Annotated in this window: 14 protein-coding genes; 4 read left to right on the forward strand and 10 right to left on the reverse strand. The window is 50.4% G+C overall.

Going from position 1 to position 14623, the window contains the following annotated elements; translation table 11 throughout:
• Window positions 1-3 precede the first annotated feature (3 nt).
• Entirely contained in the window at window positions 4-2856 is a 2853-nt protein-coding gene (locus TK45_RS05855) for an EAL domain-containing protein (protein WP_165490717.1), read from the reverse strand.
• Window positions 2857-2988: 132 nt separating this feature from the next.
• Between TK45_RS05855 and TK45_RS05860 the strand changes: the two genes are divergently transcribed.
• Entirely contained in the window at window positions 2989-4491 is a 1503-nt protein-coding gene (locus TK45_RS05860) for a methyl-accepting chemotaxis protein (RefSeq protein ID WP_131257709.1), read from the forward strand.
• Between the two features lie 5 nt (window positions 4492-4496).
• The gene (locus tag TK45_RS05865) at window positions 4497-5009 is read left to right on the forward strand and encodes a DUF6436 domain-containing protein (protein WP_131257710.1); all 513 of its coding nucleotides are present in this window, start codon (window positions 4497-4499) and stop codon (window positions 5007-5009) included.
• 416 nt (window positions 5010-5425) lie between these two features.
• Here the strand turns inward: TK45_RS05865 and TK45_RS05870 are convergent, their stop codons facing one another.
• The 6 genes from TK45_RS05870 to prmA all read right to left on the reverse strand — a co-directional run bounded on the left by TK45_RS05870 (window position 5426) and on the right by prmA (window position 11994).
• On the reverse strand, window positions 5426-6328 hold the full coding sequence (locus TK45_RS05870) for a phosphoribulokinase (protein WP_131257711.1): 903 nt from the start codon (window positions 6326-6328) through the stop codon (window positions 5426-5428).
• A gap of 160 nt (window positions 6329-6488) precedes the next feature.
• Window positions 6489-7775, reverse strand: coding sequence for a phosphoribosylamine--glycine ligase (gene purD, locus TK45_RS05875; RefSeq protein ID WP_131257712.1), 1287 nt, complete (start codon window positions 7773-7775; stop codon window positions 6489-6491).
• 21 nt (window positions 7776-7796) lie between these two features.
• Window positions 7797-9395, reverse strand: coding sequence for a bifunctional phosphoribosylaminoimidazolecarboxamide formyltransferase/IMP cyclohydrolase (purH, locus tag TK45_RS05880; RefSeq protein ID WP_131257713.1), 1599 nt, complete (start codon window positions 9393-9395; stop codon window positions 7797-7799).
• 120 nt (window positions 9396-9515) lie between these two features.
• Window positions 9516-9809: a DNA-binding transcriptional regulator Fis gene (gene fis / locus TK45_RS05885; RefSeq protein WP_131257714.1), complete on the reverse strand. Its 294-nt coding sequence runs from the start codon at window positions 9807-9809 to the stop codon at window positions 9516-9518.
• A gap of 33 nt (window positions 9810-9842) precedes the next feature.
• A complete protein-coding gene (gene dusB / locus TK45_RS05890; RefSeq protein ID WP_131257975.1) occupies window positions 9843-10829 on the reverse strand; it encodes a tRNA dihydrouridine synthase DusB in 987 nt (328 codons plus the stop codon).
• A gap of 280 nt (window positions 10830-11109) precedes the next feature.
• Window positions 11110-11994, reverse strand: a complete 885-nt coding sequence (gene prmA / locus TK45_RS05895; RefSeq protein ID WP_131257715.1) for a 50S ribosomal protein L11 methyltransferase — start codon at window positions 11992-11994, stop codon at window positions 11110-11112.
• A 130-nt stretch (window positions 11995-12124) separates the two neighbouring features.
• Here prmA and TK45_RS05900 point away from each other — a divergent pair, with 130 nt between their 5' ends.
• Both TK45_RS05900 and TK45_RS05905 read left to right on the forward strand, forming a co-directional pair.
• On the forward strand, window positions 12125-12580 hold the full coding sequence (locus TK45_RS05900) for a hypothetical protein (protein WP_131257716.1): 456 nt from the start codon (window positions 12125-12127) through the stop codon (window positions 12578-12580).
• Between the two features lie 66 nt (window positions 12581-12646).
• Window positions 12647-13072 (forward strand): hypothetical protein, encoded by a 426-nt coding sequence (locus tag TK45_RS05905; RefSeq protein WP_131257717.1) that lies wholly within the window; start codon window positions 12647-12649, stop codon window positions 13070-13072.
• On the opposite strand, the gene TK45_RS05910 is transcribed toward TK45_RS05905, so the two are convergent.
• The 3 genes from TK45_RS05910 to TK45_RS05920 all read right to left on the reverse strand — a co-directional run bounded on the left by TK45_RS05910 (window position 13069) and on the right by TK45_RS05920 (window position 14437).
• Entirely contained in the window at window positions 13069-13473 is a 405-nt protein-coding gene (locus tag TK45_RS05910; RefSeq protein ID WP_131257718.1) for a thiol-disulfide oxidoreductase DCC family protein, read from the reverse strand. The genes TK45_RS05905 and TK45_RS05910 overlap by 4 nt on opposite strands.
• A 34-nt stretch (window positions 13474-13507) precedes the next feature.
• A complete protein-coding gene (locus tag TK45_RS05915; RefSeq protein WP_131257719.1) occupies window positions 13508-13948 on the reverse strand; it encodes a DUF3429 domain-containing protein in 441 nt (146 codons plus the stop codon).
• A gap of 66 nt (window positions 13949-14014) precedes the next feature.
• On the reverse strand, window positions 14015-14437 hold the full coding sequence (locus TK45_RS05920) for a GNAT family N-acetyltransferase (RefSeq protein ID WP_131257720.1): 423 nt from the start codon (window positions 14435-14437) through the stop codon (window positions 14015-14017).
• Window positions 14438-14623 lie beyond the last annotated feature (186 nt).

Raw genomic sequence — 14623 nt, forward strand, 5'->3', positions numbered from 1 at the left:
GATTTATAAGCTGAAGATCTGCGCCAGTGCCTCATGATTAAGCGGATGTGGCGTTGCAATGGCATAGCCCTGTGCATAATCCACCCCCAGCTTGGCCAGCGCCACCAGGGTATCGCTGTTTTCTACGCCTTCCGCAATGGTTTGCACCTGTAGTTCAGCGGCAATCTGACACATGGCTGATACGGTAATACTGCTGACTGCGGAGGTTAACACCGGCTCAATCAGTGCCTGATCCAGCTTGATATAATTCACTTTCAATTGCTGCAGGTATTGGTGAGAAGCAAAGGCAGAGCCAAAATCGTCCAGCGCAAAGCGGCAACCCAGACGTTGTAAACGCTGCATAAATTGGCGCAGCGCGACTTTATTGATGAGCGCGGCCCCTTCGCTGATCTCAAAACACAGTTTGCTTCCTTCGATTTGATATTGCTCAAGCATATTGAGTAATTCACGCATAAAACCTGTGTCTTCCAGGGTTTGCGCGCTGATATTGATGCTACAGAAATTAAGCATTTGATAATGCTGTGGATTTTCCGCCAGCCATTGCAAGTAACGGCCAATTACCCACAGATCAATCTGCATCCCCATATGATGACGCTCGGCGGCGGGTAAAAATTGCCGCGGACTGACCATATCGCCCTGCGGTGATAACAGACGTAGTAGCAGTTCATAGCAGATGGCGCTTTGGCCAGCCTTGAGCGGCTGAATAGGCTGGAAATATAACTCGAAGCGCTGCTGTTCCAGTGCATCCCGTACCCATTGCACCGCATCATAATCACGCAAAATTTGCTCGATATGTCCGGACTCGGCGGTGAAGCGCGCATAAAAATGGCGCTTCTGTCGAGCTTGTCTGGAGGCGGTTTCCGCCATGGTCAGTAGCTCTGAGGGGTGGCGCAAAGTGATATCAAACTGCGCGGCGCCCAAGCTGACCTGCACATCAAACACCGTGTTTTGCCAGGTAAAGCGAAATGCCTGGATGCGTTCTGCCAGACGCAGGCGCGTCTGCTCTTCACGATCTGCCAGATCACCTTCCAGCATAATGGCAAAATGGTCGGCACTCAGGCGAGCCAGCACGGCCCGTGGATTAATGGTTTCATGCAGCAACTGACTGAACTGTTGTAGTAGTTTGTCACCGGCTTCAACGCCGCAGGCCTGATTGACCGCATTAAAATTATGAATATTCAGATATAGCAACATCAGTCCGGCATGATGATCCTGGGCGTAATCAAACGCCTGCTCGAGACGGTTCATCAATGATTGCCGGTTCAGTAACCCGGTCAGGCCATCATGGCTGTGCAGATACGCGATATTGGTGCCGACATATTTACGTTCACTGATATCGACAATAGACCCGACGATCACGTCTTTGTTGCGTTGCGACTTTAAATGGGCGGTTAACGCCACCCAACTGGTACTGCCATCACGACGACGGATCTGCACTTCAGCACCCAATAATAATTTGTCATGCCGCAGGGTATGTAATACCTGTTCTCTGCCAGTCGCATCGGCATAGAGTTCCTGCACATGGCGGACTTCTTTGAGCATTTGTGCCTCAGAATCAAAGCCGAATATGCGTACGGCGGCCGGATTGATACTGATGAGTTCACCTTCCACTGACGAGGTGTACATGCCTTCGCTGGCCTGCAGAAATCGTTCCTGGTACTGGCTTAAATCAGCAATGATTTGTTGCTGCTGACGTAATTTGTGGATATGACTGGCCTGTTCGTAGGCAGCCAGTGCGATGGCAATGAAAAATAAACCACCGACCAGAATGGCGGGTGTCAGCCATAGCCAGGCAAATTGCGGATACACACCAAGCAGATAGCTGCCAAGGGTAAAACTGGCCATGCCTGCGATCAGTAACCATCCCAATGCCATCAGCGCATTGGGAGTGCGCCTTGGGCCATGATTGAGGGCGATGCATAAGCCAAGTTGTAACCATAAAATCGCAAACGTCAGGGCGGCGCTGCTGACCAGTTGCAGATGCGCTGGCAGGATACTGGCGATTAATAATCCTCCACCAAGGCTGTAGGATACCCAACGCCAATACACGGGAACGGGCTGCAGTACGGTGTGATTTACCTTGCTCAGAGTGAGCAGGGTCAGGGCCAGCAATACAATACTCAAGGCATGATTATACTGGGTTAACTGCCACCATTGTCCGAGCGCACCGTTTGCAGCCAGATGCAGCAATAAGCCACTTAATCCAGCCAGCGCCAGCCAGAAGCGGGCAGGACTGCGCATCAACAGGTAACTAAAGAAGAAATACACCACCAGTGAACCCAGCACTGCCAGCACGGCGGCCGTGGTCATCTGCCGGGTAAATAATTGTTGCTGGAAATCACTCTCGCCCAGCAGGGTGAGAGGAATAATCAGGTTGCCATCATCAATCACGCGCAGATACACGCTGAGATTTTCGTTGGCTCGCACAGATAATGGCATCACCAGTTGACCGTGTTGCAGATATTCACTCTGGTTGATTTGCGCTGACCCCATCGCTACTGAGCGGCGAATACGTTCACGTTCATCCACCACATACCAGTCGGCCTGTTTAAGGCTGGCATTGGCCAACACCAGTTGTATTTTTTGTTCAAAATCGGCCAGATTGCTCAGTTGTAGACGTAACCACAGTGCATTACCGGATTGCATTGGCTCAATGCTGTCGAATGGCTGCCAGTTTTCGTTGCTTTGGATTTGAGAAAGTTGCTGATTTACATCAACTTGTAGCACTTCGACAAAGGGGTTGGCGTTGCGCGCGTGGAAATCAGCTTCTATGTTTAGCACAGGTGCGGCAAAGCTCATCCCATGCAACAGAATGGCGAAGAGAAGGATTAAACAGCTCACAAGACGAATCTTCATCATCGCCAGCATAGCAAACCGCGCAAATAAAGAGCAGCTGTAACAGATTGAATTGTAAAGATAGATCCGAACTTTACGGCAACTACATAGCCAGGGATTGCATAAAAAGAATTAAAATGTTTCGAGGTGAGTATGCAAAACGACGGTCAATCCGGCTCGCAGTGGCTGGAAAACGCACATAAATTTAATCGCTATACCCTGATTATTCTGTTGGTGATCAGTCTTGCGCTGGCCGGTATAAATCAAACCTGGTTGGCTGCCTTGTTGGTGGGAATTCCCGCAGCTGGCATCCCGCTGTTCCTGATGGCTTCTCAGGGGCGTTCGCGTATTACGCAACATGCCATTGCCATCGGCTTTATGCTATTTACTGCGTTACATATTCATCAAATGCACGGCTTGATTGAAATGCACTTTGGCATCTTCGTGCTGATGTCATTTTTGGCGGTATATCGTAACTGGCAATTGTTTGTTACCGCGTTTTTAGTGGTGGCGGTGCATCACATCGGATTCTTTGTTCTGCAGTCAATGGGGGTACCGGTTTACCTGATGCAGGATGACAGCCTGTTATTTATTTTGCTGGTAGTGCATGCGGTTTACGCTGGCGCACAGGCATTGATGCTGGGGTTGAACGCCTATGGCAGTGCCAAAGACATGACCACGGGCATCGAGTTGGAAAAATGCGTGGCGGGCATCATGCAGGATCCTGAGAAAATCACCTTGCAGGTGCGGGCAAACAACCAGATAAATTCCAGTACATTAACCTCATTCAACCGATTGCTGGATTTTTTTGAAGCTCTGATTGAGCAGGTCAGGGCTATTGCCGACTCGGTGAAAAATAACGCCGAGTTAAATAAAACCCGCATTGAAGCGCTTAATACGTCCAAGCAGAAAAGCCAGCATGAAGTGGCCATGATTGCCAGTGCCTCAGAGCAGATGTCCATGTCGGTTAAGTCCATGGCAGAACAGGCCAATATGGTTAATGGTCAGGCTCAGGATGCCAACAAAAACACCGACGAGGCGCGCACTGTGGTGAGCCGTGCACAGCAGGACGTGCAGAGTTTGTCGGGTAAAATTGAGCAAACCGCGACCAATGTGGAGACGTTGGCGCAAAACTGTGCGGACATCTCTAATGTATTGGAAACCATCAAGGCGATTGCCGACCAAACAAATCTGTTGGCGCTCAACGCGGCCATAGAGGCGGCCCGTGCCGGTGAACAGGGGCGTGGCTTTGCCGTGGTGGCGGATGAAGTACGGCAGTTAGCCTCACGCACCAAAACCAGTACCGAAGAGGTCAGCGACATTATTGAGAAGTTGTTGTCGTCTTCTCGCCTGTCCAGTCAGTCGATGAATGAGTGTATGTCGCTTAGCAGCACGACTAACGAACAGGCCGGGCGCGCCAGTGGCCTGATGCAGGACGTGCAGTCGATTATTTCCACCGTGTACCAAACCATTGAGCAACTCAGCCATGCCACGCAAGAGCAGCGTAATACCGGCTCCATGATCGCGGACTCTACCGCTCAGCTTAAAGCGCTGACCGAAGCGGAATTAGGACAAATTCAAACCATCAGTAACGAAACCCGGGCGTTGGCTGAGACGGTCAATCAATTGCAATTGCAGTTAAGCCGTCTTGCCTGATTACCATGCGCCAGCGTCAGACGCTATTGCTGGTCCTCTGGCCATTATTGAGCCTCGCGCTGTTGGGCATTTTTACCTGGCAGCGGGTGGTGGCGTTCGATCCAGCCGACAGTCTCGCAGCTGCTGACGCTGAACAGTCCATTACCCGGTTATTTCAGCAAACGTTTGGCAATCTTGAGCAAACCGGCTTTGTGGTGTCTGCAGAAGCCTGCCAGTGCAATAATTTTAATGCCCCATTAGAGCAGCAAATGCATCGCCTGCTCAGTGAACAAGACTATTCGGTGCGTAAAGTGGTGTTGAACGCCGACTCAGAGCTCAGGCGGCTGATTCCGTCGGTACCGGCGTTGGTGGTCTTTGATGCTGAGCAACACCTGCGTTATGTAGGCCCGATGTCTGCCGGTTATGTATGTACGCCAGCCACCAATGAAATCGCCGGATTAGTTGCTGGTATCATTGGCGGGCAATATCTTGGGGCGCAGATTAACAACCTGACCAGTGGCTGTTATTGCCACACTTAGTTCCAGTTTTTAACGAGCAATGTAAAAACTGCGTTTCGCCAGTGCTCCACATATGGCTTCCTCACCTTGCCAACTTACTTTGACAAATAAACGACTGTATAGCTTTGGCACAATATTGAGGTGAGCTTCGATGGAATCGACATGTTCTGTTAATTCAACGGATTGATAAACATTGTGTGACCTTTCGTCAGGCTCTGTATCACCATAGTAAAACCAAAGGCGGGGCGATTTATATCCTTGAATTTGCAGGGGCAAGCTAAGTGTAAGTTCGCTATCAACTGAAGACTTTTCTAGATGGATTATTTGATCTAAAGCCGGTGAAGAATAAGGTATTCGACACGCAATGGCGTCGGCAATTATTCCAGTTGTTAAAATTGAACAGCAAATTAGCAGTCTGCAAAGTCTTACCATGCGAGTTACTTTTCAGACACCCAATCCATCTGAAAACTGGCTTTGCGTTTCTTTTCCAGCAGCTCTTCTATCAAGGGGGTGAGGATAAGCTCCATCGCCAGGCCCATCTTACCGCCGGGTACCACCATAGTATTTACCCGCGACATAAACGCGCCATCAATCATCTGCAACAGATAGGGATAGTTGACGTTTTTCATCTCGCGACGGAAACGCACCACGACATAGCTTTCATCATGTGACGGGATCTCACGGGCACTGAACGGATTGGAGGTATCTACCGTAGGCACGCGCTGAAAATTCACGTGGGTCAGGGAAAACTGCGGGGTGATGTAATTAAAGTAGTCTTCCATACTGCGCACGATGCTGCTCATGACCGCCTCGCGGGAGTGGCCGCGTTCGGTGGTGTCGCGCACAATCTTCTGGATCCATTCCAGGTTAACAATGGGCACCATGCCCACCAGTAAATCTACATGCTTCGCGACATTGGCTTCGTCGGTCACCACGCCACCGTGCAAGCCTTCGTAAAAGAGTAAATCGGTATTATTAGGCAGGGTTTGCCAAGGCGTAAACGTGCCGGGCATTTGATTAAACGGTACGGCGTCATCGAAGGTGTGCAGATAACGACGAACTTGGCCTGAGCCCGTATCGCCATAGGCTTTAAACAGACTTTCCAATTGCACAAAATCATTGGCTCTTGGACCAAAATAGCTGATATGTCGGCCCTGCTCCTGGGCTTTACGGATTTCTACTTCCATTTCCGGGCGGGTGTAACGGTGAAAAGCATCGCCCTCCACTTCCGCAGCATTGACGCCAAGATTGCGGAAAATATGCCGGATGGCAGCCGTGGTGGTGGTCGTGCCGGCACCGGATGAACCGGTAATGGCGAGAATCGGATGTTTTGCCGACATACACACTCGAATGTTTAGGAACGAAGGCTATTTATAAGCAACGGCGGGGTATCAGGTCAAGTTTACCTGTGGCCGTAAGCAGCTAAAAAATGATTGGAAAAACAATAAATTGGCGACTAAAAACAGTAAAAAGCCCGCACTGGGCGGGCTTTTGAGCGGATTAGTTTTGCTCGCGGGCAATAGCGCGCCAGGCGATATCTTTGCGATATTCCATGCCCTGCCAACTGATATCATCAACCAGTTGATAGGCGCGTTGTTGCGCGGCAGAGACAGTTTCACCTAATGCGGTCGCGCACAGCACACGGCCTCCATTGGTGACCACCACTGCGTCTTTTAACGCGGTGCCGGCGTGGAATACTTTGGCATCGGTGTCCTCATCGATAGACAGGCCACTGATAACATCACCTTTGTTGTAACTGCCGGGATAACCGCCTGCGGCCAGTACGACACCCACGGCAGCGCGGCTATCAAACTCAATGGTTTGGCTATCCAGCTTGCCGTCGACTGCGGCCAGACACAGTGGGACCAGATCCGACTGTAAGCGCAGCATAATCGGCTGGGTTTCCGGATCGCCAAAGCGGCAATTGTATTCAATCACTTTAGGTGTTCCATCTGCCATGATCATCAGTCCGGCATACAGGAAGCCAGTATAAGGATGGCCTTCCGCGGCCATGCCCTGCACTGTGGGCATAATCACTTCGTCCATCACGCGTTGATGAATCTGCGGGGTGACCACTGGCGCGGGTGAATAGGCGCCCATGCCACCGGTATTTGGTCCCTGATCACCATCGTAGGCACGTTTATGATCCTGGCTGGTGGCAAACGGCAGTACGTTTTTACCATCGACCATCACGATAAAGCTGGCTTCTTCGCCATCGAGGAATTCTTCGATAACCACCCGGCTACCAGCCTGACCAAACGCATTGCCCGCCAGCATATCGCGAATGGCGGCTTCGGCTTCTTCGATGGTCATTGCGACAATCACGCCTTTGCCCGCAGCCAAACCATCGGCTTTGACCACAATTGGCGCACCCATTTTGTGCACGTAGGCAATCGCCGGTTCGATTTCAGTAAAGTTCTGATAATCAGCGGTCGGGATATGGTGGCGAGCCAGAAAATCTTTAGTGAATGCCTTGGAGCCTTCCAGCTGCGCGGCCCCTTTGGACGGACCGAATATTTTCAGACCTGCCTGCTCGAACGCATCCACCACACCGTTAACCAGCGGGGCTTCTGGCCCCACAATGGTCAAATCAATGTGTTCTTCGTTGGCGAAATACAGCAAGCCGTCAATGTCCTCGGCACTAACTGGCACATTTTTCAGGCCAGGTTCCAGTGCAGTGCCGGCATTACCCGGTGCCACATAGACTATATCGACGTTGGGCGACTGCGCGGCTTTCCATGCCAGAGCATGTTCGCGTCCGCCGCTACCAATGACTAAAACTTTCATATTTGCTTCCTTTATTCCCGCTTAGTGGCGGAAGTGTCGCATACCAGTGAATACCATGGCCATACCATGTTCGTCGGCCGCATCAATCACTTCCTGGTCGCGCATCGAACCACCCGGTTGAATCACCGCGGTAATACCTGCTGCTGCCGCTGCATCAATACCGTCGCGGAACGGGAAGAAGGCGTCAGATGCCATGACCGAGCCTTTCACTTCCAGACCTTCGTCAGCCGCTTTAATACCGGCAATTTTGGCTGAGTAGACGCGGCTCATCTGACCGGCGCCGACACCGATAGTGCGGCCATCTTTGCAATATACAATCGCATTGGATTTCACGTACTTAGCCACTTTCCAGGTAAACAACAGATCCTTTAATTCCTGCTCGGTTGGCTGGCGTTTACTGACAACCTGCAAATCTTCTGCGTCGACCATGCCGAAGTCACGTTCCTGCACCAGCAGGCCGCCGTTAACCCGTTTGATATCGTACTCATCGGTCAATTGACCCTGCCAGTCACCACATGCCAGAACCCGCACGTTTTGTTTGGCAGCTAAAACCGCTTGCGCATCGGCACTGACGGTTGGTGCAATGATTACTTCAACAAACTGACGGTCGATAATGGCCTGGGCCGTGGCCGCGTCCAATTCACGGTTAAACGCGATAATGCCGCCAAATGCCGACGTTGGATCAGTTTTGTACGCTAAATCATAGGCTTGCAGAATGTCGTCGCTGATTGCTACGCCACACGGGTTAGCATGTTTGACAATAACACAGGCTGGCTGATCGAATTCCTTAACACATTCCAGTGCCGCGTCGGTATCAGCGATATTGTTGTAAGACAGTTCTTTACCCTGCAGTTGCTCAGCTGTGGCAACGGAGGCTTCCTGAATCGTAGGCTCAACATAAAATGCGGCGGCCTGGTGGCTGTTTTCACCGTAGCGCAGGTCCTGCTTTTTAATAAACTGCATGTTGTAGGTGCGCGGGAACTCACTGTGATGGTGGTCACAGTCATCCTCACAATCGCCTTGTTCCAGGATGCTGCCAAAATAGTTGGCAATCATGCCATCGTATTGGGCGGTATGCTCGAACGCAGCAATCGCCAGATCGAAACGGGTATGCGGCAACAAAGAGCTATTGTTGTCGTTCATTTCGCTCAGTACCCGGGTGTAATCGCTGGCATTGACCACGATCGCCACGTCGTTATGGTTTTTGGCTGCCGCGCGCACCATGGTTGGGCCACCAATGTCGATGTTCTCTATGGCATCTTCCAGCGTGCAGTCTTCGTTGGCCACGGTTTGAGCAAACGGATACAGGTTCACCACCACCATATCAATTGGCTGGATGTTATTTTCGGCCATCACGGCGTCATCCTGGCCACGACGGGCTAAAATACCGCCATGGATTTTTGGATGCAGGGTCTTAACCCGGCCGTCCATGATTTCAGGGTGACCGGTGTAGTCAGAGACTTCGATTACCGGCAGGCCTTGTTCGGCCAATAATTTCGCAGTACCGCCAGTTGACAGTATTTCCACATCCATGGCGGCAAGCGCCTTGGCAAATTCAACGATTCCTGTTTTGTCAGATACACTCAGCAGAGCGCGACGGATAGGTTTAGCAGTGGCCATGTCTCTTTCATTCCTCGGCGGGTTTGGTTCAACAGTCTAGGGATAAAACAATAAAATAAAAAATTTACGAGCCATATAAGCGCAAAGAGCACCCGTGGGTGCTCTTTGTCGTTGTGCAGTTTAGTTCATGCCGTACTGCTTCAGTTTTTTGCGCAGGGTGCCGCGGTTGATACCCATCATGATGGCAGCGCGGGTTTGGTTGCCGCGAGTGTAAGTCATTACTTCTTCTAAGAGCGGCGCTTCAACTTCGGCTAAAACCAGGTCGTACAGATTGTCGATGTCAGCGTTGTTTAATTCTTTCAGGTACTTGTTTACCGCTTGTTTTACTGTGTCGCGCAGTGGCTTTTGCGTTTGCGTTTGTGCAGCAGTAGTAACGGTAGTGGTGAATGGAGAACTTACATTTTGATCGAACATAAACTTCAGGCTCTTTGTTTAAATTTAGTTTTGCTAGAGGGCGACGCGAACGACGCCCGCTGTATTTTCAAAATACTGTTGTAGCGCGTCCAATTGCGCCGCAGCATCTTCAATGGTGTTGAATTGCCGCTTAAATTGTCCTGCGTGCTCGTCACTGGCCAGATACCAGCCGACGTGCTTGCGAGCAATGCGCGGTCCCAAATGGTCACCGTAAAACGCATGCACATTTTTGATGTGCGTCAGCAAAATCCGACAAACTTCCTCGGCCGTTGGCGAGTCCAGATATTCGCCGGTGCGCAGGTAATGCACTATCTCGCGAAATATCCAGGGACGACCCTGGGCGCCGCGACCCACCATCACGCCATCGGCGCCGGTGTAATCGAGGACAAATTTGGCTTTTTCTGCTGTATCGATATCCCCGTTGGCAATCACCGGAATATCAATCGCTCGCTTTATTTCCCGAATTGTGGCGTATTCTGCCTCGCCCTTGTACATACATGCTCGTGTCCGGCCATGTACGGCGAGTGATTGAATGCCGTTTGCCTGAGCAATTTCAGCAATACGCACACCGTTGCGGTTGTCAGTATCCCAACCGGTTCGGATTTTCAGAGTGACCGGAACATCAACCGCCGCCACCACGGCGCGAATGATATCTGTGACCAAATCCGGAAATTGCAGAAGAGCAGAACCTGCATACTTCTTATTTACCTTCTTGGCCGGACACCCCATATTGATGTCGATAATCTGAGCACCATTTTGCACATTAAACTGTGCAGCCTGGGCCATCAGTTCCGAGTCCGAACCTGCAATTTGCACAGAACGAACGCCGACTTCGCCATCATGGTTCATACGCTGTCGGGACTTTTCCGAATCCCAGACTTTGGGGTTACTGGATAGCATCTCTGATACCACCAGGCCCGCGCCCATCTCGCGACATAGTTGCCGGAAAGGACGATCCGTAACGCCCGCCATAGGTGCCAGGAAAACATTGTTTGGCAGTACGTACGGTCCGATTTTAATCGTGTCGTCGTTCAAAAAATGTTCACCCCTCTAAAACGGCCGGCAAGTTTACGTTTTTTGCCCCCACTTGAAAAGCCGAATAATTGAACAAAAGTGGCTTTTTTTTCGCCCTGACGGCTTGACATTTTTGAATCATTTGAAAAATAAATGAACAAGGTTCAGTAATTAACGATTTACTTACAAGGCTTGAAATGCGTGGCTCAGATAGAATTTTGCAGGCACGGCCGATATTGACAAATCGTTGAATTTACATACGTATTCAGCCGCAAGGTGGCCTTGACTAGGCGTTGGTTTTTTCGCCGCTGACCCGTGTCCAGTCGCCATCTATGGCAACGTCTTCTAATTGATAGGTGGCTTGATATAAATCAGTGATGCTGCTGACCTGCTCATCGAGAATCCCGGACATCACCAGCTTGCCGTTGAGCTTGCAGTAAGAATCGATAATGGGCTTCAGATCCCGCAAGGTGGCAGCAAGAATATTCGCCAACACATAATCACCCTGAATATCAGGTGCAGCATCCGGCAGATACAGTTCGATCTGTTCGCCTACGCCGTTACGGTCAGCGTTTGCCTGACTGGCTTGCAATGCCTGCGGGTCGATGTCGATACCAATCACGCGTGCGGCGCCGAGTTTTAAAGCGGCAATCCCTAAAATGCCTGATCCACAGCCGAAGTCGATGACGACCTTGCCGCGCAGGTCCTGTTTGTCTAACCAACGTAAGCACAATGCAGTCGTTTCATGGGTGCCGGTGCCAAAGGCCAGACCCGGATCGAGCATGACATTGACCGCATCTGGATCCGGCACATCGCGCCAGCTGGGGCAAATCCACAGACGCTCGCCAAACTGCATGGGGTGGAAGTTATCCATCCATTCCCGTTCCCAGTCTTTGTCTTCCAGCGGTTCCAGGCGGTATTTAAAATTGGCCCCAAGTACCCGGGCTTTACCCAGGTTTTTAATGATTTGTGGCATGTCATCACTGGCATCGAATAAGCCGACCACGATGGTTTCCGGCCATAACATAATTTCGCCGGGTTTTGGCTCGTACTGAGGACTGTCTTTGGCATCCAGAAAGGTCACCGCCTGCGCACCATTGGCACTCATGATATTGCCGATTTGTTCAGCTTTTTTCGGAGTCGTTTCAATACGTAGTTGTAACCAGGCCATGGTGAGTCCTCATTTTTAAGGGCGCGCATCATACCGTAAATTGCTTTGACGCGCAGGTGTCTTGTGCAAGTGGTAAAAAATAACAATCTTTTTCTATAGTTAAGCCAATTACTAACAGTGAGACGGTTTTATGAGCCACTTTTCGCAGGTCCGGGATTTACTCAAACATAATCAGCAACAGCATAGCCAGATAGCGCAATTTTATGCCGGTCTGGCTGCACAAACCAGTAATCCACGTGCCGCCATGTTACTCACCACATTACATCAGCACGAAACGCAGTTAGCCGGCGAATTAAATCGTTATCTGCAGACCGGGTGTGACAACGTACTCAATACATTTTTTCAGTATGATCATGAACATAGCGTGCAATCACTGATGCAGGTGGAGGATGCTGAATTCACCACTGAAGATGAGGTGATTTCGCTGGCCAGCCGTATTGATGAATATTTTTTGCAGCTATACGAGGAAATGCGCGAGGCGGTGGAGCACAGTGAAGTGCGCGACATGTTTGAAAATCTGGCTCAGCATATCACCGAGGAAAAGAAACGCCTGTCGACAGACATTTATTCGTTACAGGATATTTAATATTCCCTTGGCGAGCATAGCGTCTTTGGGCATAGTGGTTATGAATAACAACAAAAAGGAATACTTATGTCTGACTCCCTTCCACGCTGGTATACGCCAGTGTCGATTATGGCGCTAATCTGGAACATTCTCGGTCTGCTGGCGTTTACGGCGCAGGTGATGATCACTGATGAGATGATCGCCGCGATGCCAGCACCAGAAAACATGCTCTACGCCAATATCCCGTTATGGGCCACGATTGCATTCGGGGTGGCGACGATTGGTGGCACGCTGGGTGCACTGATGCTGGTGATGAAAAAGTCACTGGCGTTGCCGTTACTGATTGTGTCGCTGGTTGGTGTGCTGGTTCAGGATTACCACAGCTTTTTGGTTATCAATGTGATTGACGTGTTTGGGTACACCAGTCTGATTATGCCGGCCATAGTGCTGGTAATCGGTGTGCTGTTGATTCTGTTGGCGCGTAAAGGTCAGGCTAACGGCTGGTTGAATTAGTCACGTCGGCATTGTCCGTTGTCGCAACGTTGTTGTCCGGTTAACCAGCCGGATATTCGATAGCGATGACGGGCAAACCACAAATACAACGGATCGGCCAGCCATCTTACCCAGCGCCAACCAAGCGGCGCGACCAACCAGCCTCTGCCGGCCAATTGCCAGGCGTAGCGGGTGACATCCAATCCACGTAAAATCTGCCCATCGGCGCGCTGTCCGAGTAAAATTCGGTTCGCTTCCTGATAGTCAATATGGGCGAAATGACTAGCGAAGTGTGCAGTCTGAATATCCACAAAAGCTATTTGCCCATCGCGACAAAGTTTGCCCAATTGAGTGACTTCATGCACGCACAAGGGGCAATAGCCATCGTAAAACAGGGTGAGCGCAGCAGATTCAGTCGGCATGGTGTGACCTTGTCAGGGCTGATAAAGCACAGGCTTATACCGTCCAGCTGAACAACCCGTGCAGTAACACTACCACCAGGGTGACTTTAATCCGCAGTGGTAAATAGTATTCGGGCAATTCATGGCGGTTTAGGGTATCGACCAACAAAATGAGCAGATAGCTTACCATCAGCATGATGCTGGCGTGCACCCCGGATACCACACCCATCGCGGCCCAGCCTACTAATGCAAGAATGTTGCTCACTACCGCGATGATGGTTTGATTGGCGCTGGATTTTTCGCGCAGCAATCTGCCCCACATACTACCTGCCATAAACGCGTTGATGACCGCACTGTAACTTAAAAACAGTTTGTCAGCGGGGATAAACCAAAGTGATAGCCCCAGCCACATCATCAGCAGGCTGACGACGAAAGGCGCTGCGCCGGCATAGGTCAGAATCGTGAGTACGTTTGCAGGGTGTTTTGAATCAGACATGGCATTTCCTTATTTGTAGCGTTATAACCCCAGTGCAGGAAAATCGATCACTTCTACTACAGCCTATCAGAGAAATCGCTGCATGCGGATAAACATAACACCTTGTTTGACAAAGGGTTCACCATAGGGCTGCAATTCGAATTTTTGATACAAAGTCTGCGCGCTGAGTCGCGCATCGCACCAAAAGCGGCTCGCACCCTGTTGATTTAGCGTGGCGATGATGTGCGTCAACATGGCTGAACCGATACCCCGGCCCTGAAAATCCGGATGGGTGGCAAACTTACGCAAACGCGCCCCTTTATCGTCAAACACCGAGGCCACGCAAACTAACTGTTCATCCCAATATCCACCCAGATGTAACGCTGCATGGTCATCGGGTAACACGCTACTGCTGACAGGCATGTCTGGCCATAAAACCTGTTGCCGAAGGGGCAGGGTTTGCTCCGCTCGAATCGACCTGATTTTTAGCTGATGGCTGCCCTGTGACATCTTGATTCCCGATTATTTAGGATTGGTATGGAACCCTGTAATAAAGCGTATAAAACAATTGTTAACAACTGTATGCAAGCGCTTACATGTGTGGTTTATATTTTTATAAATAATAAAAAGTCGCTATATATCATTGGGTTGTTTCATTCAATTTAAGTTAAAGCGATTAGCTAACGATAAAACGAT

The organism is Bowmanella sp. JS7-9 (assembly GCF_004329715.1).
Taxonomy (GTDB): Bacteria; Pseudomonadota; Gammaproteobacteria; order Enterobacterales; family Alteromonadaceae; genus Pseudobowmanella; species Pseudobowmanella zhangzhouensis.